Source organism: Streptomyces sp. NBC_00775, assembly GCF_036347135.1.
Taxonomy (GTDB): domain Bacteria; phylum Actinomycetota; class Actinomycetes; order Streptomycetales; family Streptomycetaceae; genus Streptomyces; species Streptomyces lutosisoli.
This window is the reverse complement of sequence record NZ_CP108938.1, coordinates 4,465,450-4,489,409: the sequence shown is the minus strand read 5'-3', so window position 1 is coordinate 4,489,409 and position 23,960 is coordinate 4,465,450. Positions and strand designations below refer to the sequence as shown.

Here is a 23,960-nt window from a genome sequence, read left to right as displayed (position 1 = left end):
GCGATACTGGAACGCATGGCTTACGACGATCTTCGCTCCCTGCTGAGGGCACTGGAGCGCGAGGGCGACCTCAAGCGCATCAAGGCAGAGGTGGACCCGTACCTGGAGGTCGGGGAGATCGTCGACCGGGTACAGAAGAGCGGTGGGCCCGCGCTGCTCTTCGAGAACGTGCGCGGGGCCACCATGCCGCTCGCGATGAACGTGTTCGGGACCGATCGCCGGCTGCTGAAGGCCCTCGGCCTGAAGTCGTACGGCGAGATCAGCGACAAGATCGGCGGGCTGCTCAGGCCCGAGCTCCCGCACGGGTTCGTCGGCGTCCGCGAGGCCTTCGGCAAGCTCGGCGCCATGGCCCACGTACCGCCGAAGAAGGTGAAGTCCGACAACGCGCCCGTGCAGGAGGTCGTCCTGCACGGTGACGAGGTCGATCTCGACGCCCTCCCCGCCCTCTTCACCTGGCCCCAGGACGGCGGCTCCTTCTTCAACCTCGGGCTCACCCACACCAAGGACCCCGAGTCCGGCATCCGCAACCTCGGGCTCTACCGCCTCCAGCGCCACGACAAGCGCACCATCGGCATGCACTGGCAGATCCACAAGGACAGCCGGAACCACTACCAGGTCGCGGCCAGGCGCGGGGAGCGGCTGCCCGTCGCCATCGCCTTCGGGTGCCCGCCCGCCGTGACGTACGCCTCCACGGCCCCGCTCCCCGGCGACATCGACGAGTACCTCTTCGCCGGGTTCATCCAGGGCAAGCGGATCGAGATGGTGGACTGCAAGACCGTTCCGCTTCAGGTCCCCGCGAACGCGGAGGTCGTACTCGAAGGGTGGCTGGAGCCCGGGGAGATGCTCCCCGAGGGGCCGTTCGGCGACCACACCGGGTTCTACACGCCGCAGGAGCCGTTCCCGGCGCTCACCATCGACTGCGTCACCATGCGCAGGCGGCCGTTGATTCAGTCGATTGTGGTCGGGCGGCCCCCGACCGAGGACGGGCCCCTCGGGCGGGCCACCGAGCGGTTCTTCCTTCCGCTTCTCAAGATCATCGTGCCGGACATCGTGGACTACCACCTGCCCGAGGCCGGCGGCTTCCACAACTGTGCGATCGTCGCGATCGACAAGAAGTACCCCAAGCACGCACAAAAGGTGATGCATGCCATTTGGGGTGCGCACATGATGTCCCTGACGAAGCTCATCGTGATCGTCGACTCGGACTGCGACGTCCACGATCTGCACGAGGTCGCGTGGCGGGCGCTGGGGAACACCGACTACGGCCGCGATCTCACGGTCGTCGAAGGACCGGTCGACCACCTCGACCACGCCTCCTACCAGCAGTTCTGGGGCGGCAAGGCGGGCATCGACGCGACGAAGAAGTGGCCCGAGGAGGGCTACACCCGGGACGGCGGCTGGCCCGAGATGGTGCTGTCCGACCCGGAGACGGCGGCGAAGGTCGACCGCCGTTGGAAGGAGTACGGCCTGTGAGTTCAGCTTCCGCGGCGCTCCCGCAGCCGGGCCGCACCAAGGCGTTCCTGCGCCTCGTCATGATCGAGCACTCGGTGTTCGCGCTGCCGTTCGCGTACACCGCCGCGCTCACCGCGATGTTCCAGTGGGACAAGAACATCCACTGGGGGCGGCTGCTGCTCGTCACGATCGCGATGGTCGGCCTGCGGACCTTCGCCATGGCCGCGAACCGGATCATCGACCGCGAGATCGACGCCCGCAACCCGCGTACGGCCCATCGTGAGCTGGTCACCGGCGCGATGAGCGTGAAGCACGCGTGGACGGGTGCGTTGGTGGCGCTCGTCTTCTTTCTGGGGGCCGCGGCGCTGCTCAACCCCCTCTGTCTCGCCCTCGCGCCGATCGCCGTGATCCCGATGGTCGTGTACCCGTACGGCAAGCGGTTCACGAACTTCCCGCAGGCCATCCTGGGTATCGCCCAGGCGATGGGCCCGGTCGGCGCCTGGATCGCCATCTCCGGCGAGTGGTCCTGGGATGCCGTCGTCCTCGGACTCGCGGTGGGCATCTGGATCGGTGGCTTCGACCTCATCTACGCCTGCCAGGACGTCGAGACCGATCGTGAGGTCGGAGTCATGTCCGTCCCCGCGCGCTTCGGGATCCCGGCTGCGATCTGGGGTGCGCGTGTCTGTCACGCCGTCACCACGGCCCTGCTCGTCTGGTACGCCCTGGCCACCGGGGCCGGTGCCTTCTTCTGGTTCGGCCTGGTGATCGTCGCGGGCGCCTTCCTCTACGAGCACTCCATCGTCAAGCCGAACGACCTGTCCCGCCTGAACCGCGCGTTCTTCAGCGTCAACGGCTTCATCGGCATCGCCCTCTTCGCGTGCGCCCTGCTCGATCTGCTGGTGCGCGGCCTCACGGTCTGAATCTCGGCGGTGGCCGGATAGGCTCGACACCATGAAGCCAGGACAGACGCAGCGCCGGCCTTGGATCGTGGGGGTGTCGGGCGCCTCCGGTACGCCGTACGCCGCCGCTGTGCTGCGTGCGCTTCTGGAGGCGGGGGAGAGCGTCGACCTGGTCGTCAGCAGGGCCTCGCGGCTCACGCTGCTCGACGAGACCGGCCTGCCCTTCCGCGACGCCCACTGGCAGAACGACCTGCGGGAATGGCTGGCGCGCGGCGCCGACGGCAAGCCCGGCACCTTCGACGTGGACATCGATGACGTACGTCACTGGAGTGCCGGTGACCTGGCGGCGGGGCCGTCCTCGGGCTCGTACCCCACGAAGGGCATGCTCATCGTGCCCGCCTCCACGGCCTGCGTGGCCGGCGTCGCCCTCGGGCTGTCGAAGGACCTGTTGCAGCGTGCGGCGAGCGTCACCCTCAAGGAGGGGCGGGGGCTCGTCGTCGCGGTCCGCGAGACTCCGCTGAACGGGCAGACGCTGCGGCACCTGGTCTCCCTGGACGACGCGGGCGCGACCGTGCTGCCCGCCTCGCCGGCGTTCTACGCGGGGGCCACGCACATCCAGGACCTGGTGGACTTCGTCGCCGGACGGGTGCTCGACGCGGCGGGCGTCGAGCACGGCCTGTACCGGCGGTGGGAGGGCGAACTGGGCGGCGGGTCCCGGTCCGGCACCACCTGAGCAGCACCTGCACAGCACTTGAACGGCACCTGAGCACGTCGCACTACCCGCTCAGCACTCAGCACTTACTTTCAGGAACACTCTCCAGACCTTTTCAGTGGAAGGCTTCGATCGCATGGACGCGGTGGACAGGCAGCTCATCCAGGCCCTGAGGGAGAACGGCCGGGCCTCCTACGCCGAGCTGGGGCGCCTCGTCGGTCTGTCGGGACCCAGCGTCACCGACCGCATCAACCGGCTGGAGGCGGCGGGCGTCATCACCGGCTACCGCGCGACGGTCGACTCGGCCTCGCTCGGCCTCGGCGTCACCGCCCTGATCGGCATCTCCCTCTCCGACGCCGCCGACCACGAGGACGTGGCCCGGCGGCTGCGGGACCTCAGCGAGATCGAGGACTGCTGGTTCATCGCGGGCGACGACTCGTTCATGCTCAAGGTGCGGTCGAACGACGTGGACGGCCTGGAGAAGACCATCCGGCGGCTGTCGGGAACGAAGGGCGTCTCCCGGACCCGTACGACCATCGTGCTCTCCACGAAGTGGGAGAACCGGGTCGGAGAGCTGCCCGAAGAGGAGTAATGGGGTAGGCGTACGGTTGGGTTGGTTCGTCACGAGGAGAGGTAAACGCATGGATGTCGGGCTCAAGCGCGAGCTGGAGGACAAGGTCCGGGCCGGTGAGCGGCTGACCCGCGAGGACGGCATCGCGCTGTACGAGTCGGACGACCTGGCCTGGCTGGGCGGGCTCGCCCACGAAGTGCGGACGCGGAAGAACGGCGACGTCGTCCACTTCAACGTCAACCGTCACCTCAACATGACGAACGTGTGCACCGCGTCCTGCGCCTACTGCTCGTTCCAGCGCAAGCCGGGCGAGAAGGACGCGTACACGATGCGCATCGAGGAGGCCGTCCGCCTCGCCAAGGCGATGGAGGGCGAGAACCTCACCGAGCTGCACATCGTCAACGGCCTGCACCCGAACCTGCCGTGGCGCTACTACCCGCGGTCGCTGAGCGAGCTGAAGAAGGCCCTCCCGAACGTCTCGCTGAAGGCGTTCACGGCGACGGAGATCCACCACTTCGAGACCATCTCCGGGCTGTCCGCCTCCGAGATCCTCGACGAGCTCATCGACGCGGGGCTCGAATCCCTCACCGGCGGTGGCGCCGAGATCTTCGACTGGGAGGTCCGGCAGCACATCGTCGACCACCGGACGCACTGGGAAGACTGGTCGCGCATCCACCGGCTCGCGCACGAGAAGGGTCTCAAGACCCCGTGCACGATGCTGTACGGGCACATCGAGGAGCCCCGCCACCGCGTCGACCACGTGCTGCGGCTGCGTGAACTCCAGGACGAGACCGGCGGCTTCCAGGTCTTCATCCCGCTGCGCTACCAGCACGACTTCGTGGACATGAAGGACGGCAAGGTGCGTAACCGCCTTCAGGCGCGTACGCAGATGGCCACCGGCGCCGAGGCCCTGAAGACCTTCGCGGTCTCGCGTCTCCTCTTCGACAACGTGCCGCACGTCAAGGTCTTCTGGGTGATGCACGGCGTGCAGACCGCCCAGCTCGCCCTCCAGCACGGCGCCGACGACATGGACGGCTCGGTCGTCGAGTACAAGATCACGCACGACGCGGACAACTACGGCACGCCGAACAAGCTGACCCGCGACGACCTGCTCGACCTGATCCGCGACGCCGGCTTCCGGCCGGTGGAGCGGAACACGCGGTACGAGATCATCCGCGAGTACGAGGGTGCCGACCCGGAGCGCCGGGAGTCGCCGCAGCCGATGCGGGTCTGACCCCACCTGCCCCACCTGCTCCACAACGACAAGCCCCCGGCCTCCCCGGGGGCTTGTCGCGTTTCGGCACAGTGCACTCACAGCTCCCGGAAACATCGATTTAACACGCAGACATCTACGCGTGTTGACTCTGCTGACTACAGTCTTGATCCCTCGTCAACCAGCTGATGCTGAAGGGGAGTTGGACAGGGAATGGGGCTCAACGCACAAGGCTTCACGATCTTCGACATACCGGCGCTGAACGAGGAGGCGCTGGCGGAGTTCGCGAAGCTTCCGCTCGACAAGTACACGGGGTCACGGCAGCGCTACCGCCGCTACTCGCAGTTCCGGCTGACGCACGAGGAGAGCTGGACGGCCGAGCTGCTGCCGCACCGGGAGTTCGCGCAGTCGAAGGAGTACAACCCGCTCGTGGGCGGCCAGCCGCGCGGCTTCGAGCCGCTCACCGTCGTGCCGGCGGCGCTGATCTCCGCCGCCGCCGAGGCCCTCGGGCTCGACCGGGACGCGGCCTGGCAGATCAACCTGCACCAGGTGCGCATCGTCTCCGCCCCCGGCGTCCAGGGCGTCGCCGTACCGGAGGGCCCGCACCGCGACGGCCACCACTACACCGTCACCGCGGTCAGCCGCCGCCACAACATCAGCGGCGGCGAGACCCAGCTCCTGCCGTCCGGCGGCGGCGAACCGTTCTTCCGTACGGTGCTGCAGCCGGGGCAGGCCATCGCGCTCAACGACCGCGAGATGTTCCACCACGCCACCGACATCGAGCACCTCGACGAGAGCGGCGGGCTGCGCGATGTGTGGCTGATGGCCGTGAACCCGTGGGACGAGCGGCGGTACGGGGAGGAGTGGGAGGCGAAGGTCCTCCAGGGACAGCGGGCGTAGCCGCGATGACGACAGAAGCACTATTGGAGCAGGCGGCGCTCTACGACCGGATCGGCGTCGGCTACGCGGGGGTGCGCAGGCCCGATCCGCGCTGGGCCGCCGCGATCCGGGCGGCCGTCGGGGACGCGCGCAGCGTCATCAACGTCGGCGCGGGCGCGGGTTCCTACGAGCCGGCGGACGTGCCGCTGCTCGCGGTCGAACCGTCGGCCGCGATGCGCGCCCAGCGCCCGGCCGGCGCCGCCCCCTGCCTGATCGGACGGGCCGAGGAACTGCCCTTCGACACCGGGCAGTTCGACGTGGCCCTCGCCGTGCTCACCGTGCACCACTGGTCGGACCTCGCGACCGGGATCGCCGAACTGCGGCGTGTGGCACGGCGGTTCGTGGTCGTCACGTACGACATGGCGGTGCAGCGGGAGTTCTGGCTGACCCGGGAGTATCTGCCGGAGATCGCGGAGGCGGAGGAGTCCCGGGTGCCGTCGCTGCCGTATCTGACGGAACTCCTGGGTACGGATGCCCCGGAAGTGCCGGACGTGCGGGTGCTGCCCGTGTGGCACGACTTCACCGACGGTTTCATGACCGCCTTCTGGCGGCGGCCCGACGCCTATCTGGACCCGGCCCGCCGCCGGTCCTGTTCGGCGTTCGCGCTGACCGACCCGGGCGCGGTGGAGCGGGGCATCGGGCGGCTGCGCGCCGACCTGGAGTCCGGGGCGTGGGCGCGGCGGCATGCCGGGCTGCTGGAGCGGGACCGTATCGACGCCGGGTTCCGGCTGATCACAGGGGGGAGTGGCGGATGACGGACGGCACGCGGGGCGGGGAAACCCCCGGCGGGGACACGCGGGGCTGGGACGGCGAACGGCTCGCGGAGATCGCGGGGCGGTACGGCACCCCCGTACACGTCCTCGACATCGCGCGGGCCGAGCGCGCGGCGGACGACCTGCTGGCCGCGCTCGGCGGGCTCGGGCGGCCGGGGCGGGCGTACTACTCGGTCAAGACCAACTATCTGCCCTACCTGCTGGAGCGGTTCGCGGGGCGCGGGCTCGGTGCGGACGTGGTGTCCGGCTATGAGCTGCGGGCCGCGCTGCGCGCCGGGTTCGCGCCGCAGGACATCGTCTTCAACGGGCCGGTGAAGACCGAGGACGAACTCGCCCTGGCGGTACGGGAGTCGGTGCGCGTCAATATCGACGGCGAGCACGAGATCGCCGCGCTGGAACGGGCGGCGGCGTCGGCCGGGGTGACGGCGGAGGTGGGGCTGCGGCTGTTTCCGGGCGTGCCCGTCGCCACCTCCAGCGACCCCGCGTTCGTGGCGGCGGCCGAACGGACCGCCGTGCGGGGGAGGTTCGGCTGGCCGACCGGCTCGCGGGAACTGGAGCGGGTCATAGGCGCGATACGGGCGGCCCCGCATCTGCGGCTGACCGCCGTCCACGCGCACCTCGGCAGCCAGATCGTGTTCCCCGAGCTGCTTCTCGCCGCCCTCGACCCGGTGCTCGCCGAGGCGGCGCGGCTCGGGGTGCGGGAGGTCAACGTCGGCGGCGGCTTCGGCGTGCCGGGGATTCTGCGGCCGCGCGGCTCCGACCGCTCACCGGGGCCCGGGCTCGACCCGGCCGCCTTCCTCACCTCGGTCGACAAGCGGATGGCCGAACTCGGCCTCGCGGACGCGGTGTTGGCCTGCGAGCCGGGGCGGCTGCTCGTCTCCGACGCGATGTGCCTGCTCACCCGGGTCATGTCCCGCAAGGAACTCCCGGACTCCCGCTGGCTGATCCTCGACGCGGGGCACCACATCGCCCCCTGGACGGGCACGGGCGAGGTCCACCGCTTCCAGCCGGTCGGCCGTGACTTCTCGCCGGACCTCGTCCCCTGGTCCCTGGCGGGCCCGCTCTGCTACGAGGCGGACATCCACGCCCCGGACTCCGATCTGCCGGCCGACCTGAACGCGGGCGATCTGCTGGTGATGCACGACTCGGGCGCGTACGCGCTCGGGCGCAGCAACAACTTCATCCGCATGCGCGCCGGTGTCGTCGCCATCGAGGGGGAGCGGGCGGACGTGGTGTGGCGGGCGGAGACGGACGAGGACGTGTTCCGGTTCGCGGTGGCGCCCTCATGAAGGGGCTCGTCGCGCGCTACGGCGAACTCCTGCGCCTCCCCGGCGCCCGCGACGCCGTCGTCTACGCCGCCTGCGCCCGGCTCGCCGTGACCATGATCCCGGTCGCGCTGCTGCTCACCGTCGTGGAGGCGGGGCGCTCGTTCGGGGTCGCGGGCGGGGCGGCGGGGGCGTACGCCGTCGGCAGTGCCTGCGGGCAGCCGGTGTCGGGGCGGATCATGGACCGGGCGCGCGCCTCCGTCGTGCTGCGCGTCCTGGGGACGGCCGTGTTCGTGGCGCTGCTCGGCACGGCGGGCGCCGCCCGGCACGCCCCGGTCGCCGCCCTGTTCGGCTGCGCGCTCCTCGCGGGCGCCCTCGCGCCCCCCGTCGGCGCCTCCGTGCGCGCGCTGTGGCCGAGGCTCACCGACGACGAGACCCTGCGGCAGCGGGCGTACTCCTTCGAGGCCACGCTGACCGAGTTCCTGTACATCGCCGGGCCCTCGCTGATCACGCTGCTCGCGGCGACGATCGGCGCGTTCGAGGCGCTCCTGGTGGCGGCCGTGGTGATGGCCTCCGGCACGTGGGGGTACGCGCGGGCGCGCGTCGTGAGGGATCTGCGCCCCGCGCAGGCCGTGAGCGCTCCCACCGCGCGCCGGGGGCGGCGCCCTGTCGCCGCGCTCACCGTCCTCACCGCCATCGGCCTGACCGCCGCCCTCTCCAGCGCGCTCGCCGTCGCGGTCGCCGCCCTGCTCGACGACATCGGCACGAGGACCGCGCTCGCCGGAGTGCTGCTCGCCTCGCAGTCGGCCGGCAGCGTGGTGGGCGGTCTGGTGTACGGATCGCGGCACCGGTCGGGCACCACGTACGCCCGCTACATCCGGCTGCTCGTCGTCCTCACCCTGGGCCTCGCCCTGCTGCCCCTCGCCTCGCTCGCGCACGGCACCGTCGCCGTCGTCGTGCTCGCCGCGCTGCTGATCGGCAGCGGTACGCCCATCGCGCCCGCCGGAGCCGAGGAGTTCCAGCTCATCGGCGATATGACCGAGGACGGTCGGATGACCCAGGCCTTCGCGGGCGTCGGCAGCTTCATCCAGGCCGGCAGCGCCGCCGGGTCCGCGGCGGCGGGTGTCGTCGCGCAGCATCTCGGCGCCTCGCCCGCACTGCTGATGCCCGCCGCGTGCACGGCGCTCGCCCTCGTCCTCGTGTGCGCCGCGCGGCGCCCCATCGCGGCGGCGACCACCCCCACAGGACCGTTGGAAAGGAACCCGGCATGAGCCCTGAACCCACCCCCGTGATCGCCGTCATCGAGAGCCAGCTCTCCGACTTCGGGCTCACCCCGCTGCGCGCCGCCCACGAACTCGGCTACCGCGCCGTCCTGGTGAGCAACGACCCCGACCGCTACCGGGCCGTCTCCACCGCCGACGAGGTGTACGCCAAGTACATCGACGGCATCCTCACCGCCGACACCAACTCGGCCGAGGCCGTGATCGAGGCGCTCACCCCCTTCCACACCGAGGGTGTGCTGCGCGGGGTGATGACGGTGACGGACTACAACATCCCGATCGTGGCCCGGATCGCCGCCCACTTCGGGCTGCCCGGCATGGACGTGGACGCGGCCGCCGCCTGCCGCGACAAGCTGGTCCAGCGGGAGATGATGCGGGCCGCCGGCGTCGCCGTACCGCGCTTCACGCAGGCGGTGACCCAGGAGGACGCGCTCGCGGCGGCCGAGGAGTTCGGGCTGCCCGTCGTCGTCAAGCCGATGACCGAGTCGGCGAGCATCGGCGTCAGCCTGTGCCGCACCCCCGAGGAGGTCGCCGCCGCGCACCACGCCATCGCCTCCGTCCCGCTGAACTTCCGCGGCCAGCCGCGCCGCCCCGGCGCACTCGTCGAGGAGTACCTGATCGGCTACGAGCTGAGCGCCGAGATCGTCCACGACGGCACGGAGCACCGGGTCATCGGGCTGACCGACAAGGCGCTCGGCCCGCACCCCTATTTCGCCGAGCTCGGCGAGATCTTCCCCTCCGTGCTGTCGGAGCCGGTGCGGGCGGCCTGCTCGGACCTGGTGATCAGCGCCCTGCGCGCCGTCGGCCATGACTTCGGCGCCGCGCACGTCGAGGTCAAGGTCACCCAGGACGGCCCGTACATCGTCGAGATCAACGGGCGGATGGCCGGCGCCGAGATCCCCCGGCTGATCCTGGAGTCCACCGGCATCCACATGCAGCGCGAGGTCACCCTCCTCCACGCGGGCCGCTCCGCCGACCTCACCCCGACCCAGGACCGCGCCGCCGTCTCCCGCTACCTCACCGCGTCGACGGCTGGTGTGCTGGCCGGCGTCGAGGGCGCCGACCTGGCCCGCCGTGTCCCCGGAGTCGTCGCGGTCGTCCTGCACCCCAAGAACGGCAAGCCGGTGAAGCCCGCCCAGAGCAACCTCGACTACCTCGGCACGGTCGTCGCCACCGCCGACACCGCGGGCGACGCCCTGCGCTGCGCGGACGCGGCCGTCGGCCAGCTGACCCCGGTCGTCGTCGCCGAGTCGGAGGGCGTCGCGTGAAGGTACGGATCCAGCGCAGCCCGTACGGCCTGGACGACGCCTGGGACACGGCCTTCGGGGCGCGGTCCTTCTTCTCCGCGACCCCCTGGCTGAAGCACGCGTACGCGACGGCGGCGACCGCCCCGTACTACTTCATGGGCCACGAGGACGACGACCTCCTCGCCGCGCTCCCCGCCCACCCCCTCGAAGCCGATGTGCCGTACGTCTTCTGCCGGCCCGACTTCGTCCTCGGGCGCCGCTACGAGGTGCCCTGGGCCGAGGAGCTGATGCCGGCGCTCGCGCTCGGCGGGCGCAACCCCTCGCACGGGAAGGCGGCCGCCCGGGACGCGGGCGCGCTGCGGGCCGTGCTCGACGCCGCCGAGGAGCGGGCGCGCGAGGACGGCATGCGGTCCGTGTGCTTCCTGTACGTCGACCAGGACGACGAGGCCTTGCGGGCGGCGCTCTCCGGGGCCGGGTACACGGACCTGCCGTTCGAGACGGCGTACTCGCTCGCCGTGCCGTCCGCGGCCGAGGGCGGCTTCGACGCGTACCGGGCCCGCTTCGGGCGCGAGACACGGCGCCGCATCCGCCGCGATCTGCGCGCCCTGGACACGGCGGGCGTGACGTACCGCCTGGAGGGCCTGACCGGCGACCTCATCGACCGGATCGCCCCGCTCGAACTCAACCTGTACGCCAAGTACGGCACCCCCGCCGACGCGGACGCCTTCCGCCGCGTCCTGCACAGCATCGCGACGCACACCGGCGACACCGTCCGCGTCCTCACCGCCGAGCTGGACGGGAAGCTCGCGGGCTTCGTGCTCTTCTTCACCCACAGCGGCGAGATGTACGCCCGCCAGACCGGCTACGACTACACGGTCAAGGGCGAGGTCCCCCTCTACTTCGGCCTCCTCTATTACGAGCTGCTCCAGCTCGCCGTCGCCGAGGGCGTGACGGCGATCCACTACGGCACCGGCTCGGGGAACGTGAAGCTGTCGCGCGGGTGCGTGGGGCGGGCGCAGCTGGCGTACGTGAAGGCGTTCGACCCGGTCACGGCGGATCGGGTCGTGGAGCTTGGGCTCACCAGTCGGATTAGCCAACCGTAGCGACGTCGTGGCAGAGTGTGACGTGCACGCCCGGCGCCCAGGCGACGTCGGGCACCCTCCCCGGTCGGGACCTGTGTTCCTGGCCGGCCAGCGTCCGGAGGGACGTGCCACGCGGGCCGTCGGCTTTGTCCAGCGGCACCAGGGCACGAAGGCGATTGGCGTCACGGGGTGTTTCCCCGCCTTCTGATCCTGTGGAACCCGCAGGATCACCAAGCCAATCTGAGACGCTCGCTGACCATGGAGCTGAGCATCGTCATGGTCGACCCGTCGCTCCAGCGCGCGGGGCGTGCTCCTCGCCGCAGTCGAGGAGCATGCCCGCGCGCTGGGCCTGGAGGCCCTGAAGCTGACCTGCCGCGGCGGCCTCGGCCTGGAGCACTTCTACGCCTCCTGCGGCTACAAGGAGGTGGGCCGGGTGCCCGGGGGACTGCGGGTGTCGGCCGACGACTACCGCGACGACATCATGATGTGGCTCCCGCTGCACTGATCCGGCGCCGATACCCACCGCTGCCGCTGCCGCTGCCGCTGCTGCTGTCGCGGCCCCCGTGCAAGATCGCCGCCCGGGCGTGCTTCACTGGACGGTGCCCTTTGGGAACGTTCGAAACGGATTCGGAACGGAAGAGTGGATTGACATGGGCCGCTACACGCTGATGCGCCTTGGGATCTTCGCGGGCTGCCTCGTGGTCGTCTGGGGCCTCGTCTACTCCGGCATCGCCCCGCGCGGACTCGGCGACTCCAACTACATGTGGGTCGTCCTGCTCTCCCTGCTGATCTCCGCCCCGATCAGCTTCGTCGCGCTGCGCAAGGAGCGCGACCGGGCCTCGGCCCAGGTCGTCGCGCGCGTCGACCGCATGAAGGCCAACCTGGAGAGCAACCGCAGCCAGGAGGACGACACCGTGGACGACGCCGCCCGCCAAGGCGCGCAGGGTCAGACCTCCTGAACCTTCCCTGTGCACGGTAGGCGGCGGCCGATCGTACGCTTGCCCGCATGGGTGCTGTGAAGAACAAGCGCATGCCGCGTGCGGTACGTGAACAGCAGATGCTGGACGCGGCCGTACGGACCTTCGGGCAGCGGGGGTACCGGGCCGCGTCGATGGACGAGATCGCCGAACTGGCGGGCGTGTCCAAGCCGTTGGTGTATCTGTACCTGAACTCGAAGGAAGACCTCTTCACCGCGTGCATCCGGCGCGAGGCCAAGGCGCTCACCGACGCCGTCCGCGCGGGCGTACAGCCCGGTCTGGCCGCCGACCGTCAACTCTGGGAAGGGCTGGCGGCGTTCTTCACGCACACCGCCGAGAACCCCGACGGCTGGGCGGTCCTGCACCTCCAGGCCCGTACGCACGGCGAGCCGTTCGCCGCCGAGGTCTCCGCGATGCGCGAGGAACTCGTCGTGTTCGTCACGCAGTTGATCGTCGTCGGGGCTCGTGAGGCACACCGCGACCCGACCCTGCCCGAGCGCGAGGTCGCCGGGCTCGCGGAGGCGCTGGTCGGCGCCGCCGAGTCCCTCGCTGCCTGGGCCAACGCGACCCCGGGCGTCTCCGCCAAGCAGGCCGCCGCGACCCTGATGAACTTTGCCTGGGCGGGCCTGGGCGACCTCATGGAGGGGCGGCCCTGGTCACCTCCCGTCAGGCGTGGATGACCTCCGTCAGGAAGGCCTCCGTCAGGAAGGCCGCCGCCCGCTCGGACACGTCCGGCTGCAGCCAGTCGGTGACATCCGCGCACACGGTGACCTCCACGCCCGTACCGGCGAGGACCCGGGGCAGGGTGTGCAGGGCCGTGGACGGCAGCGCGACCAGGGTGTCGGCGACCGGACCCTTCAACAGCTCGACCTCCAGGGGGAGTTCGGGGCGTACGATCTCCAGCTCGCCGTACTCGGCGAGCAGGCGCAGCTTGTCCGGGTCCTCGCGGCGGTGCGCGAAGTAGCGTTCGACGTTCAACTGGTGGGCCAGCGCCGCCACTTCATGGACGTACCGGCCGGGGTCGACCAGTCCCGTCTCGGCGAGCGAGGTGCCGATCATGTCGACGCCCGGGCTCACCTGCGGCGGCCCGTACCGCTGTCGCGCCCAGCTGTAGGTGTGCGGGGAGACGATCACACCGGGCGGGGCACTCGCGGCGGCCCGGCAGTTGAAGACCTCAAGTCGCGTGCCGGGCCCGGGAGTCAGGCGGCGAGCGGCGCGGGCGGCCGCCCCCGGCGCGGATCCCGTGTGGTGCCAGCGGACCAGCGGACGGCCCGCGAGCGGCTCGGGGGAGAGCTCCAGGGTGGCCGTGCCGTCGTCGAGCAGGACGAAGTCGCGGGTACGGGTGAGGGGCAGCAGCCGCTGGATGATCCCCGAGAAGGGGTCGCCGATGACGAGCCGGTCGGCGGTGGTGAGCTTCCGTACGAGCGAGGTCAGGGCGCGCGTGAAGCCGACCGGGACCTTGCGGATGTCGTACAGGCCGACGTCGATGCCCTCGGCGCGGGCCACCTCCGCCATCACGCGCAGCTGGTGGCGGGTGGCCGGGTCGAGGGGAAGGAGTACGGCGGCCTCGCACCGCGCGGGCTCCGGGGCTCCGTCGCGCTCACCGAGCGCCCACTCCAGGAGGTTGAGGAGCTGGGCGGGGCTCTCGACGAGGGCGAGGGCGACGGGGCGGGCTGTCATCCCTGTCCCCAGCGGCGGAGGGTGGGGGCGACCTTCTCGCGGCCCACACGGTAAAGGGACTTGGCGCCGCTGCGCGCGACCCGGCGGACGACCGCCTTGACGGGGCCCGCACCGCCCATGGCCGGCGGGACCGGCAGCGGCCTGCCCTTCTCGTCGAAGCCGTTGCGTTCCAGGATGCCGCCGAGATAGACGCCGGCGCGCTGCGGTGAGTAGTACGGCCGCAGTAGCGGCAGCGGGCCGGCGGCGCGCAGCGCGGCGAGGCGGGCGCGGGCGGCGGCGTAGGGGTCGGTCTTGCCGATGCCCTGACGTGCCGCCCACGCCGGGTCGGGGAGGGGCCGCGCGCCCGCGTCGAGGTCGTCCCAGGAGGCGAGGCAGCCGGAGTGCACGAAGTAGTGGTTGCCGTGCGCCTCGCGGACACCGAAGTCGGTGAGGATCGCGGTCGGGATGTCCCGGTGCATCGACTCCAGCGCGGCCGTGGAGCTCACGGTCACCAACAGGTCGGTGCGGTCGAGGACTTCGCCCATGTGACCGTAGACGAGCTGGAGGTTGGGCGGCGCGGGCTCGGCCAGCTCCTCGATGAGCACCTGGTACGGGTTGGCCTCGACATGGGTCGTGTGCTCGCCGGGGAGGCTGCGCAGCTTCATCAGGACGAGCCGGTCGGGATGGCGCCGGGCGTGCGCGGCGGCGCGTTCCAGCAGCTTCAGCCGGGACTCGCGGCCCTTGGGCACGGAGGGCTGGACGGCGAAGGTGAGCGTGAACGGCCGGTCGGGGGAGGGCGTGTACGGATCACCGCCGAGGAACGGCAGCGCACACTCCACCACCGCGTCCGGATCGACACCGACACTCGTGAAGGCTTCGCGGAACCGGTCGGCGTCGTACGCGCTGTTGGCGAGGACGACATCGGTGCCGGCGCGGGTGAGGAGCCCGTCGACCATCTTCTCGTAGACGACTCCGACGTACCCGGTGACGGTGACGGGCCGCCGCTCGCGCGCCGCCCAGGCGATCCCCAGGCTGTGGGTGAGCGCCAGCGTCGTACCACCGGCGGTGGCCAGGACGAGGACATCCGCCCCGGCCAGCTCCTCGTCGTCCACCAGCTCGGCCGCCGTGACCTCGCGCCGGGTGTCGGGCACGATCCCGATCTCCGCGAGCTGGCGTTCCGTCGGGGTGGCCCGGGTGCGCAGGAAGACGGCGTCGAGCGTGTGCTCGGGCGCGATCTGCCGTGCGACCGACGCGCCCCACTTCCAGCGGGTGTCCGAGTCGGCGAGTACGGCGATACGTCTGGGGGGCATGGCTCAGGAGCCCTTCCTGGCGTGGGTGCGGCGAAGTGAGCCGAGGCTAGGAACGGTGTCTGAGCGTGGGATGAGGACCTGCTTGAAGGAACCTTGGGTGACTAGGGGCAGCCTGTGAGGGATTTTTCAACCGGCGCCGCTGACCTGCGGTTTGGCGATGACGTTCCGGCCGGCGCGGTTGCCCGCCCCGCAAACTGTTCGCCCGCTTTTGGCCCGCTGTTCATCCGCTTTCCACGGGCAAGGGCCGCACCTCGCCGGTGAGATGCACGCGGTCACCGCCACGGAGCTCGAAAGCGGACCCCTCGGCGGCGTAGGTGACGGTTCCCGGCAGCAGCACCGGCGCCTTGAACGCGGCCCGCACGGTCACCGCGTCGCGCGGCCCGTACTCGGCGAGGCAGCGGGCGACGGTCCACATGCCGTGGGCGATGGCGCGGGGGAAGCCGAAGAGGCGGGCGGTGAGGGGGTGCAGGTGGATGGGGTTGCGGTCTCCGGAGGCGGCGGCGTAGCGACGGCCGACGTCGCCGGAGAGGCGCCATTCGGTGAGGGTGGGGAGGGCGGGGAGGGGGTTGGTGTCCCCGGGTTCCTGCGGGATGGCGGGTGCTTCGGTTGCTATGTCCCGGCACTTCCGGCGGTGCCGCGCGAGGTACGTACTCCTCGACTCCCATACGAGGCTGCCGTCCACCCTCGCCTCGGTCGCGACGGTCGCCTCGGTGCCCCGTCGGTGGGGCGTCAACCCCTCGACGTACACGGTGAGTTCGTAGGCCGCTGTGGCTGCCAGCTCCCTCCATTGCGTGATCTCGATCGAGGTGTGCACCAGGCCGAGCAGCGGGAGCGGGAACCTGCGGCTTGCCATGATCCGCATGGCCACCGGGAATCCGAGGATGTGGGGGTACGTGACGGGCAGTGCGTCCGCTCCTGTGGCGAATCCGCAGACTCGTTCGTAGGCGGCGAGGCGGGCGAGGTCGACGCGGGTGTCGGGGAGGACGAGTCGGGTTGGGGAGACGGTGGCGTTGGGGCGGGGGTGCTTGAGGGGGGAGAGGAGGGCTCCGCGGGCGAGGAGGGGGGTGAGGGAGGGGGGTGCCGCGAGGGTGTGGGAGGGCCGTTCGGCGGTGCCGGTGAAGCCCGGATAACGGTCGGCCATGGTCCAACTCCCAGCTCGGACGTGAATTTACTCTGGAGTAAGGTTACCCAGGGTAAGGCGACGTGAACGAGCCTTTGCTTCTTGGGGGCGCGAGGAACTCTTAAGGGGCGCGGGGAACTGCGCAATCTTTTAGGGGGGTCTGGGGGTGCAGCCCCCAGGAACGGGATGGGACGGGTAGGGGCGGCGGGGGCGAAAGAACCCCTGATACCCGCGGTAACTCGCACCGCGCCCGCCCCAAAGCCCCACAAACCCCACACGCATGCCCCGTAGGATCCCCGTCTCACCCGCTCGCGGGCACCCCCATGAACCCCCCACCCCCCAGGGCCGTATGAGGATTCACGCCCCTCACAACCGCCCTCGCCCGCTCCGGCCCCCCGGTCGACTAGGAGCCGCCCCGTGTCCAGCCTGTACTCCCCCGAACCTCCCTCCACGGAGCCCGAGATCAGGCGCCTGGACGGAGTCGTGCGCGAGGTGGCCCTCCCCCCGCTCGTCGGACACGTGACCCACGGCTCCCTCGCGGACATCCCGTTCGACAACGCGGCGGCGACACCGAACGAGGCCGTCCTCAGCAGAAGGACACCGGACGGCGGCTGGACGGACGTGAGCGCCGCGGAATTCGCCGCGCAGGTACAGGCGGTGGCGAAGGGGCTGATCGCGGAGGGCCTGGCCCCGGGCGACCGTATCGCCATCATGGCCCGGACCACGTACGAGTGGACGCTCCTCGACTTCGCCGCCTGGGCCGCGGGCCTGGTCACCGTCCCCGTCTATCCCACGTCCTCCGTCTTCCAGACCCGCTGGATCCTCCAGGACTCGGGCGCCGTCGCGCTGGCCGTGGAGTCCGTGGCGCAGGCGGCCATGCTGGGCCCGGAGCGTGACCGGATCCCCGATCTGAAGCACATGTGGGTCTTCGAGAAGGGCCACGTCGAGCGCCTCGCGGAGCTCGGGCAGGACATACCGGACCAGGAAGTCGCCGTACGACGAGGGGTGTTGGGCCCGGACACGCTCGCCACCCTCATCTACACCTCGGGCACCACAGGCCGCCCCAAGGGCTGCGCCCTCACCCACGGCAACTTCTTCGCCGAGGTCGACAACGCCGTCGAGCTGCTCTACCCGATCTTCAAGTCCCGCACCCAGGACCCGGCTTCCACCCTCCTCTTCCTCCCCCTCTCACACGTCTTCGGCCGCATGGTCGCCATCGCCTGTCTGCGCGCCCGGGTGAAAATCGGCCACGCGCCCAGCCTCCAGACCGAGGACCTCCTCGCGGACCTGGCGTCCTTCAAGCCGACCTTCCTGCTGGCCATCCCGTACGTCCTGGAGAAGGTCTACAACACGGGCCGCGCCACGGCCGAACGGATGGGCCGCGGCTCGTCGTTCGACCGGGCGGCTGGCATCGCCCGCAAGTACGGCGAGGCGGTGGAGGCGAAGCAGCACGGCACCGGCCCGGGCCCCAGCCGCAGCCTCCGCGCGGCTCGCGCTCTCTACGACCCGCTCGTCTACCGCCGTATCCGCAACGCCCTCGGCGGCAGGGTCCGTTACGCCATCTGCGGCGGTTCCCCGCTCGGCCGCCGGCTCGCCGCCTTCTACGCGGGCGCCGGGATCGAGATCTTCGAGGGGTACGGGCTGACGGAGACCACCGCCGCCGCGACCGTCACGCCACCCCAGAAACCCCGGCTGGGCACAGTGGGCTGGCCCCTCCCGGGCACCCGCGTACGGATCGCCGCCGACGGCGAGGTGCTGCTGAGCGGCGGCCAGCTCTTCCGCGGCTACTGGGATCCGCACGCGGGCGGTGTCGTCGACGCCGCGCCGGACGGCTGGTTCGCGACCGGCGACATAGGCGAGCTGGACGACGGCGGCTACCTGACCATCACCGGCCGCAAGAAGGAGATCCTGATCACCGCGGGCGGCAAGAACGTCGCCCCGGCACCGCTGGAGGACTGGCTCCGCTCCCACCCCCTCATCGCCCAGTGCATAGTGGTGGGCGACCGCCGCCCGTACGTCGCCGCCCTCATCACCCTCGACCCCGAGGGCATCACCCACTGGCGTCAGATGAACGGCAAGCACGCGGTCCCCGCCGAACTCCTCCTGGACGACCCCGCGTTGCGGTCCGTCATCCAACGCGCCGTCGACGAGGCCAACAAGCTCGTCTCCCGCCCCGAGTCCATCCGCCGCTTCACCGTCCTCCCGGTCGACTTCACCGAGCAGGCCGGCCATCTCACCCCCTCCATGAAGCTCAGGAGGACGGCGATCGAACGGGACTTCAGCAAAGAGATCGAGGGCTTGTACGTGAGGTAGAGGGGGAGTGAGGTAGAGGGGGAGTGAGGTAGAGGGGGAGTGAGGTAGAGGGGGAGTGGGGCGGAGGGGGAGTGGGGGGTAGCGAAGTAGTCGATGGGTGAGACGGGCGGCGATTCCCCCTAGCTCACTCCGCACGCCCGGAGCGCCGCGGCCGTGACCGCCGCCCCCAGCACCACCACCACGAACGGCGCCCTCCGCCACGCCAGCACGCCACCGACGAGCACCCCGAGGGGGCGCGCCCACCCGGCGAATCCGTGTGCCTCGGTGAGCGCCCCCGTGACGAGCAGCGCGGCGAGCAGGACCACCGCGCCGGCGGACAGCAACTCCTGCGCCCGTACGGAAAGTTCGATCCGCCCGTGCAGCAAGGGCCCCACCAGCCGGAAGGCGTACGTGCCGACGGCGAGGGCAAGGATGGCGGCGGCCACGGCCGATGTCATGCCGGCCTCCTTACGACCAACAGCCCCGCCAGCGCCAGCAGTACGGGGACCCCGGCGGGGACGACCGGCGTCACCGCCAGTGCCACGACCGCTCCGGCGAGCGCGGCCCGCCGTACCCCCGCGTCCTTCCGCAGCGCGGGCAGCACCAGCGCCGCCAGCACCGCGGGGAATGCCGCGTCGAGCCCGTACGTCCCGGTGTCGCCCAGCGCGCTTCCGGCGAGGGCGCCGCCGAGAACGCAGAGGTTCCAGGTCGCGAACAGGCCGATGCCGGAGATCCAGAAGGCGGCCCGGCGCCGCCCCGGATCGGGCTGGGCCAGGGCGAAGGCGACCGTCTCGTCGGTGACGAGGTGGGCGCCGACAAGCCGGCTGACGCGTCCGCTTCCGATGACGTCGGCGACGGCGAGGCTGTAGGCCGCTGTGCGTGTGTTGAGCAGCAGTCCGGTGGCTGCCGCGGCGAACGGTCCGCCCCCGGCCAGTAGCACTCCCACCGTGCTGAACTGGGCGGAGCCCGCGTACACCACCAGCGACATCACCACCGGCACCCAGACGGGCAGCCCGCCCGCGACGGCGATCGCCCCGAACGAGACGCCGACGACCCCGCCGGCGAGACAGACGAGGGCCACGTCCCGGAGCAGCTCCGGATCGTGCACGGCAAGGGGTGTTCGGAGAAGCGAACGCATGTTTTCTACAATGAACAGTGAGCCCCCTGTTCGTCAAGGCGAACAATCGTACCGACGGAGCGAACAACGTGACCGATGCAGAAGGCGGCCCCCCGTCCCGCCTGCCCCTCGACTGGATCGCCGCCTCCCTGCGCCGCGAACGCACCCGCGCCGGACTCTCCCTCTCCGAGCTCGCCAAGCGCGCCGGGATCGCGAAGTCCACGCTGTCGCAGCTGGAGGCGGCGAGCGGCAATCCCAGCATGGAGACGCTGTGGTCGCTGGGTGTGGCACTCGGCGTGCCCTTCAGTGCCCTGGTCGAGCCGCCGGCTCCGGCGGTCCAGGTGATTCGCGCGGGCCAGGGGCCCGCTGTCGCCTCGGAGCGGGCCGACTACGTCGCGACCCTGCTGTCGGCCAGCCCGCCCGGCGCCCGCCGGGACATCTACCACCTGAGGGCGGAGCCGGGCGCGGCCCGCGAGTCGGAGCCGCACATTCCGGGCACGGTGGAGCATCTGATCGTGAGCACGGGGAGGGTGAAGGCGGGGCCTGTCGGGGACGCGGTGGAGCTGGAGCCCGGCGACTACATGGCGTACCGCGGCGACGTACCGCACGCGTACGAGGCGCTGGAGCCCGGGACGACGTTCGTGCTCGTGATGCAGCACGTGTGAACACACTCGTGACGCAGGACATGCGGCACGTGTGAACACAAAGGCAGGAGCCCCGCGACCGGCTGGCGCGGGGCTCCTTGGGTACTGCTATCCGTTCCGGATCAAACCATTGGGCTCATGGAGCCGCAGGCTTAGATCGGGGTGACGTTCTCCGCCTGCGGGCCCTTCGGACCCTGCGTGACGTCGAAGGAAACCGACTGGTTCTCTTCGAGAGAGCGGAATCCGCTCGCGTTGATCGCGGAGTAGTGGACGAAGACGTCCGGGCCGCCGCCTTCCTGGGCGATGAAACCAAAGCCCTTTTCGGCGTTGAACCACTTCACGGTTCCGGTAGCCATAAGCCCTCCTTGGGCCCAAAGGGTTGCCCTGCTCCAGAACCTGCGATTGTAAAAACAACTGCATACGTCTGAAAACGACGAGAGCCCGCGGTCACATGCTCCGCAGGCTCTGTACTGCAAGGGAAACCAAACTGCAACTTGCGGCGAGCTTAGCACTCGGGCAGCCGAAAGCAATAGAGGGCAAGATCACGTCACCCGGATGTTTGACCTCGGTAGGTTCTGGGTTGACGTCAAGGGTGTCGAATCCCTGTCGCAGGGGTTGACATGAGGGGGCGGGATGGTTTCCGAAACCACACCGGACCCTGGAGACTGCACCGTACCTCATGGGGTCTAGCCTCGCGATGTGGACAATCCTCGCAACCGGCCGCGCGTCGGCCACATCCAGTTCCTGAACTGCCTGCCCCTGTACTGGGGGCTCGCGAGAACGGGCACGCTCCTCGACTTCGAGCTCACCAAGGACACCCCGGAGAAGCTCAGCGAGAAGCTGGTGCAGGGCGAACTCGACATCGGGCCCATCACGCTCGTCGAGTTCCTCAAGCACGCCGATGAGCTGGTCGCCTTCCCCGACATCGCGGTCGGCTGCGACGGTCCGGTGATGTCCTGCGTGATCGTCTCGCAGGTCCCGCTGAACCAGCTGGACGGCGCCCGGGTCGCCCTCGGCTCCACCTCTCGTACGTCTGTTCGGCTCGCTCAGCTGCTGCTGGCGGAGAGAGTGGGCGTCCAGCCGTCGTACTACACGTGTCCGCCCGACCTCAGCCTGATGATGCAGGAGGCCGACGCCGCCGTACTCATCGGTGACGCGGCACTGCGCGCCAACCTCCTCGACGGCCCGAAGTTCGGCCTGGAGGTGCACGACCTGGGCACCCTCTGGAAGGAGTGGACGGGTCTGCCGTTCGTCTTCGCCGTGTGGGCGGCCCGCCGCGACTACCTGGAGCGCGAGCCCGCCGTCACCCGCAAGGTGCACGAGGCGTTCCTGGCGTCCAGGGACCTCTCGCTGGACGAGGTCTCCAAGGTCGCCGAACAGGCGGCCCGCTGGGAGGAGTTCGACGAGCAGGTCCTGGAGCAGTACTTCACCACGCTCGACTTCCGTTTCGGCGAGCCGCAGTTGAAGGCCGTACGGGAGTTCGCCCGGCGGGTCGGCTCGACCACCGGGTTCCCGGCGGACGTACGGGTGGAGCTGCTGACGCCCTGAGCGGGTTCGCGGGGGCGTACGGAACTACCCTGCTGGGCAGTGCGTCCGTGCGTACGGGGGAGGTGTGAGCGTCATGCAGCCGCTCGGAGTCGACGAACCCACGGTCGTGGGGCCCTACCGGCTGCTCGGCCGGCTGGGCTCCGGCGGCATGGGGCGGGTGTACCTGGGCCGCAGCGCGGGCGGCCGTACGGTCGCCGTCAAGATCGTGCACCCGCACTTCGCGCTCGACGAGGAGTTCCGCGCCCGCTTCCGCCGCGAGGTCGAGGCCGCGCGGCGGGTGGGCGGCGCGTGGACGGCACCGGTCCTGGACGCGGACCCGGAGGCGTCGGTCCCGTGGGTCGCCACGGGGTACGCGGCCGGCCCGTCGCTCGCGGCCGCCGTCGCGGACGGCGGCGGTCCGCTTCCGGCCCATTCGGTACGGGTGCTGGGCGCGGGTCTGGCCGAGGCGCTCTCGGCGGTTCACGCGCTGGGCCTCGTCCACCGCGACGTGAAGCCCTCCAACGTCCTGCTCACCCTCGACGGCCCCCTCCTCATCGACTTCGGCATCGCCCGCGCCACCGACGGCACGGCGTCCCTGACGTCGACGGGCGTCTCGGTCGGCTCCCCCGGCTACATGTCCCCCGAGCAGATCCTCGGCAAGGGCGTCGCGGGAGCGGCGGACGTCTTCTCCCTCGGCGCGGTACTCGTATACGCCGCGACGGGCGAGCCGCCCTTCCCCGGCGACTCCTCCGCGTCCCTCCTCTACAAGGTGGTGCACGAGGAGCCCCAGTTGGGCGCCATGGAGGGGGAGCTGCGGGAGCTGGTCGCCGCGTGCCTGACCAAGGACCCGGCCGCCCGCCCGACTCCGGACGAGGTGGCGGTCCGGCTCGCTCCGCAGGGTGCGGCCCGGCTGGTGACGGCGGGGTGGCTGCCGGGAGCCCTGGTGGAACAGGTGAGCCGAAGTGCCGTACAGCTGCTGAACCTTGACGCGACGGAGGCGACGCCTTCGGGGCCGGTGGGGTTCAGCAGCCCTTCGGTGGGGGCGAGTTCAGGGTCCGGGTTAGGGGCAGGGGCAGGAGCAGGGGTCGAGGGGCCGGTGTCCGGTGGGGTGTTCGGGCCGCCGCCCGTGATGCCGGCGTACGGACCGGGCGTACCGGGGCAGCGCGAGGTGCTGGGGGTGCCCGAGCCGAAGGACGCGGCCCCACCGCCCGCCGGCCGTCCGGGCGGGGTCTCCGTCAGCGTGGCCGCGACCTCCGTCCCCGGGGCGAACGGCCGTGGCCGCAGGATGAGTTGCACGGTGGCCCTCGCGGTTGCGGGAGCGCTGGCGGCGGTGACGGTGGGGTCCGCGTTCCTGTTCGACTTGATGCCGGACGGCGGCGGGACGAACGACGCGGGCAGTTCGGCGGGCGGTGCACATCCCTCGGCCACGGTGAGCGCGAGTGCCCCAGGCCCCGGGGAGCAGCCGTCCACGATCCCGGCCTCCTATCTGGGCACCTGGGAGGGCGACGGCCTGGCCCTCAACGGCGCCCTTCCCATGGGCACCTTCCGCGTCACCGTCCACCAGGCCGCCGTGGGCGAGGAGTTGGGCACCTTCCGGCAGACCGACCAGATCGGCGGCATCTGCGACGACGTACTCATCCTGAAGAAGGTCACGAAGACCCGGCTCGTCGTCACGAGCGTCGCCAAGGAATCCAACCGTGAGGTGTGCACCAAGGGCAGGCACGAGGTGCGGCTCACTCCCGTCGGGAGCGACCTCAAGTACGAGACGGACAACGCGGATGCCGGTGATCCGGTGGCCCGGATGACGAAGGTCAAATAGCCGGCCGGGGCGACGTCGCCCCGGATTCCGGGCCCGCCTTCCTCGTCCGCCCCACCCGTCAC

At 71.0% G+C, this 23,960-nt stretch carries 23 protein-coding genes and 1 pseudogene; 18 read left to right on the top strand and 6 right to left on the bottom strand.

The window, feature by feature from the left end; translation table 11 throughout:
• Positions 1–15 precede the first annotated feature (15 nt).
• From OIC96_RS19985 to OIC96_RS19920, 14 genes and pseudogenes are all read left to right on the top strand, one after another.
• Positions 16–1,473: a menaquinone biosynthesis decarboxylase gene (locus OIC96_RS19985; RefSeq protein WP_330306539.1), complete on the top strand. Its 1,458-nt coding sequence runs from the start codon at positions 16–18 to the stop codon at positions 1,471–1,473.
• Positions 1,470–2,372 carry a menaquinone biosynthesis prenyltransferase MqnP gene (gene mqnP, locus OIC96_RS19980; RefSeq protein WP_330306540.1) on the top strand — a complete coding sequence of 301 codons (903 nt, stop codon included), beginning with the start codon at positions 1,470–1,472 and terminating at the stop codon, positions 2,370–2,372. The genes OIC96_RS19985 and mqnP overlap by 4 nt, the downstream gene beginning before the upstream one ends.
• A gap of 31 nt (positions 2,373–2,403) precedes the next feature.
• A complete protein-coding gene (locus tag OIC96_RS19975) occupies positions 2,404–3,084 on the top strand; it encodes a UbiX family flavin prenyltransferase (protein WP_330306541.1) in 681 nt (226 codons plus the stop codon).
• 115 nt (positions 3,085–3,199) lie between these two features.
• Complete coding sequence (locus OIC96_RS19970) at positions 3,200–3,655, top strand: Lrp/AsnC family transcriptional regulator (protein ID WP_327430769.1); 456 nt, start codon at positions 3,200–3,202, stop codon at positions 3,653–3,655.
• 49 nt (positions 3,656–3,704) lie between these two features.
• On the top strand, positions 3,705–4,868 hold the full coding sequence (mqnE, locus tag OIC96_RS19965) for an aminofutalosine synthase MqnE (RefSeq protein WP_330306542.1): 1,164 nt from the start codon (positions 3,705–3,707) through the stop codon (positions 4,866–4,868).
• A gap of 192 nt (positions 4,869–5,060) precedes the next feature.
• Positions 5,061–5,747 carry a 2OG-Fe dioxygenase family protein gene (locus OIC96_RS19960; RefSeq protein WP_330306543.1) on the top strand — a complete coding sequence of 229 codons (687 nt, stop codon included), beginning with the start codon at positions 5,061–5,063 and terminating at the stop codon, positions 5,745–5,747.
• 5 nt (positions 5,748–5,752) lie between these two features.
• Positions 5,753–6,541: a class I SAM-dependent methyltransferase gene (locus OIC96_RS19955; protein ID WP_330306544.1), complete on the top strand. Its 789-nt coding sequence runs from the start codon at positions 5,753–5,755 to the stop codon at positions 6,539–6,541.
• Entirely contained in the window at positions 6,538–7,848 is a 1,311-nt protein-coding gene (locus OIC96_RS19950; protein WP_330306545.1) for a diaminopimelate decarboxylase family protein, read from the top strand. Before OIC96_RS19955 ends, OIC96_RS19950 begins: the two co-directional genes overlap by 4 nt.
• Positions 7,845–9,095, top strand: coding sequence for an MFS transporter (locus OIC96_RS19945; protein WP_330306546.1), 1,251 nt, complete (start codon positions 7,845–7,847; stop codon positions 9,093–9,095). Before OIC96_RS19950 ends, OIC96_RS19945 begins: the two co-directional genes overlap by 4 nt.
• The gene (locus OIC96_RS19940) at positions 9,092–10,372 is read left to right on the top strand and encodes an ATP-grasp domain-containing protein (RefSeq protein ID WP_330306547.1); all 1,281 of its coding nucleotides are present in this window, start codon (positions 9,092–9,094) and stop codon (positions 10,370–10,372) included. The genes OIC96_RS19945 and OIC96_RS19940 overlap by 4 nt, the downstream gene beginning before the upstream one ends.
• Complete coding sequence (locus OIC96_RS19935; protein WP_330306548.1) at positions 10,369–11,454, top strand: GNAT family N-acetyltransferase; 1,086 nt, start codon at positions 10,369–10,371, stop codon at positions 11,452–11,454. The genes OIC96_RS19940 and OIC96_RS19935 overlap by 4 nt, the downstream gene beginning before the upstream one ends.
• A gap of 289 nt (positions 11,455–11,743) precedes the next feature.
• A pseudogene (locus OIC96_RS19930) lies at positions 11,744–11,938 on the top strand (GNAT family N-acetyltransferase); the annotation flags it as partial.
• Between the two features lie 145 nt (positions 11,939–12,083).
• Complete coding sequence (locus OIC96_RS19925; protein ID WP_330306549.1) at positions 12,084–12,392, top strand: DUF4229 domain-containing protein; 309 nt, start codon at positions 12,084–12,086, stop codon at positions 12,390–12,392.
• Between the two features lie 47 nt (positions 12,393–12,439).
• Positions 12,440–13,090 carry a TetR/AcrR family transcriptional regulator gene (locus OIC96_RS19920; protein WP_330306550.1) on the top strand — a complete coding sequence of 217 codons (651 nt, stop codon included), beginning with the start codon at positions 12,440–12,442 and terminating at the stop codon, positions 13,088–13,090.
• Here OIC96_RS19920 and OIC96_RS19915 read toward each other — a convergent pair.
• The 3 genes from OIC96_RS19915 to OIC96_RS19905 all read right to left on the bottom strand — a co-directional run bounded on the left by OIC96_RS19915 (position 13,077) and on the right by OIC96_RS19905 (position 16,520).
• Entirely contained in the window at positions 13,077–14,090 is a 1,014-nt protein-coding gene (locus OIC96_RS19915) for a hypothetical protein (RefSeq protein WP_330306551.1), read from the bottom strand. The genes OIC96_RS19920 and OIC96_RS19915 overlap by 14 nt on opposite strands.
• The gene (locus OIC96_RS19910; RefSeq protein WP_330306552.1) at positions 14,087–15,379 is read right to left on the bottom strand and encodes a DUF6716 putative glycosyltransferase; all 1,293 of its coding nucleotides are present in this window, start codon (positions 15,377–15,379) and stop codon (positions 14,087–14,089) included. Before OIC96_RS19910 ends, OIC96_RS19915 begins: the two co-directional genes overlap by 4 nt.
• A 220-nt stretch (positions 15,380–15,599) precedes the next feature.
• Complete coding sequence (locus tag OIC96_RS19905) at positions 15,600–16,520, bottom strand: MaoC family dehydratase (RefSeq protein ID WP_330306553.1); 921 nt, start codon at positions 16,518–16,520, stop codon at positions 15,600–15,602.
• 396 nt (positions 16,521–16,916) lie between these two features.
• Here OIC96_RS19905 and OIC96_RS19900 point away from each other — a divergent pair, with 396 nt between their 5' ends.
• Positions 16,917–18,812, top strand: coding sequence for an AMP-dependent synthetase/ligase (locus OIC96_RS19900; RefSeq protein WP_330306554.1), 1,896 nt, complete (start codon positions 16,917–16,919; stop codon positions 18,810–18,812).
• Positions 18,813–18,931: 119 nt separating this feature from the next.
• Here OIC96_RS19900 and OIC96_RS19895 read toward each other — a convergent pair whose 3' ends face one another.
• Both OIC96_RS19895 and OIC96_RS19890 read right to left on the bottom strand, forming a co-directional pair.
• Positions 18,932–19,249, bottom strand: coding sequence for an AzlD domain-containing protein (locus OIC96_RS19895; protein ID WP_330306555.1), 318 nt, complete (start codon positions 19,247–19,249; stop codon positions 18,932–18,934).
• Positions 19,246–19,929, bottom strand: a complete 684-nt coding sequence (locus tag OIC96_RS19890; protein ID WP_330306556.1) for an AzlC family ABC transporter permease — start codon at positions 19,927–19,929, stop codon at positions 19,246–19,248. The genes OIC96_RS19895 and OIC96_RS19890 overlap by 4 nt, the downstream gene beginning before the upstream one ends.
• Before the next feature lie 68 nt (positions 19,930–19,997).
• Between OIC96_RS19890 and OIC96_RS19885 the strand changes: the two genes are divergently transcribed.
• Positions 19,998–20,573 carry a helix-turn-helix domain-containing protein gene (locus OIC96_RS19885; RefSeq protein ID WP_330306557.1) on the top strand — a complete coding sequence of 192 codons (576 nt, stop codon included), beginning with the start codon at positions 19,998–20,000 and terminating at the stop codon, positions 20,571–20,573.
• A 131-nt stretch (positions 20,574–20,704) separates the two neighbouring features.
• On the opposite strand, the gene OIC96_RS19880 is transcribed toward OIC96_RS19885, so the two are convergent.
• Positions 20,705–20,908 (bottom strand): cold-shock protein, encoded by a 204-nt coding sequence (locus OIC96_RS19880; protein ID WP_028805073.1) that lies wholly within the window; start codon positions 20,906–20,908, stop codon positions 20,705–20,707.
• Positions 20,909–21,251: 343 nt separating this feature from the next.
• Here OIC96_RS19880 and OIC96_RS19875 point away from each other — a divergent pair, with 343 nt between their 5' ends.
• Together OIC96_RS19875 and OIC96_RS19870 are read left to right on the top strand one after the other, a co-directional pair.
• The gene (locus OIC96_RS19875; RefSeq protein ID WP_330306558.1) at positions 21,252–22,100 is read left to right on the top strand and encodes a menaquinone biosynthetic enzyme MqnA/MqnD family protein; all 849 of its coding nucleotides are present in this window, start codon (positions 21,252–21,254) and stop codon (positions 22,098–22,100) included.
• Positions 22,101–22,173: 73 nt separating this feature from the next.
• On the top strand, positions 22,174–23,898 hold the full coding sequence (locus OIC96_RS19870; protein ID WP_330306559.1) for a serine/threonine-protein kinase: 1,725 nt from the start codon (positions 22,174–22,176) through the stop codon (positions 23,896–23,898).
• The last annotated feature ends 62 nt before the right edge of the window (positions 23,899–23,960 follow it).

What these genes read in the sequence shown, in the direction of transcription:
- OIC96_RS19920 (WP_330306550.1), top strand. Translation starts at nt 12,440, where the DNA reads ATGGGTGCTGTGAAGAACAAGCGCATGCCGCGTGCGGTACGTGAACAG.
- OIC96_RS19950 (WP_330306545.1), top strand. Translation starts at nt 6,538, where the DNA reads ATGACGGACGGCACGCGGGGCGGGGAAACCCCCGGCGGGGACACGCGG.
- OIC96_RS19910 (WP_330306552.1), bottom strand. Translation starts at nt 15,379, where the DNA reads ATGCCCCCCAGACGTATCGCCGTACTCGCCGACTCGGACACCCGCTGG.
- OIC96_RS19895 (WP_330306555.1), bottom strand. Translation starts at nt 19,249, where the DNA reads ATGACATCGGCCGTGGCCGCCGCCATCCTTGCCCTCGCCGTCGGCACG.
- OIC96_RS19975 (WP_330306541.1), top strand. Translation starts at nt 2,404, where the DNA reads ATGAAGCCAGGACAGACGCAGCGCCGGCCTTGGATCGTGGGGGTGTCG.
- OIC96_RS19955 (WP_330306544.1), top strand. Translation starts at nt 5,753, where the DNA reads ATGACGACAGAAGCACTATTGGAGCAGGCGGCGCTCTACGACCGGATC.
- OIC96_RS19915 (WP_330306551.1), bottom strand. Translation starts at nt 14,090, where the DNA reads ATGACAGCCCGCCCCGTCGCCCTCGCCCTCGTCGAGAGCCCCGCCCAG.
- OIC96_RS19880 (WP_028805073.1), bottom strand. Translation starts at nt 20,908, where the DNA reads ATGGCTACCGGAACCGTGAAGTGGTTCAACGCCGAAAAGGGCTTTGGT.
- OIC96_RS19985 (WP_330306539.1), top strand. Translation starts at nt 16, where the DNA reads ATGGCTTACGACGATCTTCGCTCCCTGCTGAGGGCACTGGAGCGCGAG.
- OIC96_RS19945 (WP_330306546.1), top strand. Translation starts at nt 7,845, where the DNA reads ATGAAGGGGCTCGTCGCGCGCTACGGCGAACTCCTGCGCCTCCCCGGC.
- OIC96_RS19970 (WP_327430769.1), top strand. Translation starts at nt 3,200, where the DNA reads ATGGACGCGGTGGACAGGCAGCTCATCCAGGCCCTGAGGGAGAACGGC.
- OIC96_RS19925 (WP_330306549.1), top strand. Translation starts at nt 12,084, where the DNA reads ATGGGCCGCTACACGCTGATGCGCCTTGGGATCTTCGCGGGCTGCCTC.
- mqnE (WP_330306542.1), top strand. Translation starts at nt 3,705, where the DNA reads ATGGATGTCGGGCTCAAGCGCGAGCTGGAGGACAAGGTCCGGGCCGGT.
- OIC96_RS19960 (WP_330306543.1), top strand. Translation starts at nt 5,061, where the DNA reads ATGGGGCTCAACGCACAAGGCTTCACGATCTTCGACATACCGGCGCTG.
- OIC96_RS19890 (WP_330306556.1), bottom strand. Translation starts at nt 19,929, where the DNA reads ATGCGTTCGCTTCTCCGAACACCCCTTGCCGTGCACGATCCGGAGCTG.
- OIC96_RS19870 (WP_330306559.1), top strand. Translation starts at nt 22,174, where the DNA reads ATGCAGCCGCTCGGAGTCGACGAACCCACGGTCGTGGGGCCCTACCGG.
- OIC96_RS19940 (WP_330306547.1), top strand. Translation starts at nt 9,092, where the DNA reads ATGAGCCCTGAACCCACCCCCGTGATCGCCGTCATCGAGAGCCAGCTC.
- OIC96_RS19905 (WP_330306553.1), bottom strand. Translation starts at nt 16,520, where the DNA reads ATGGCCGACCGTTATCCGGGCTTCACCGGCACCGCCGAACGGCCCTCC.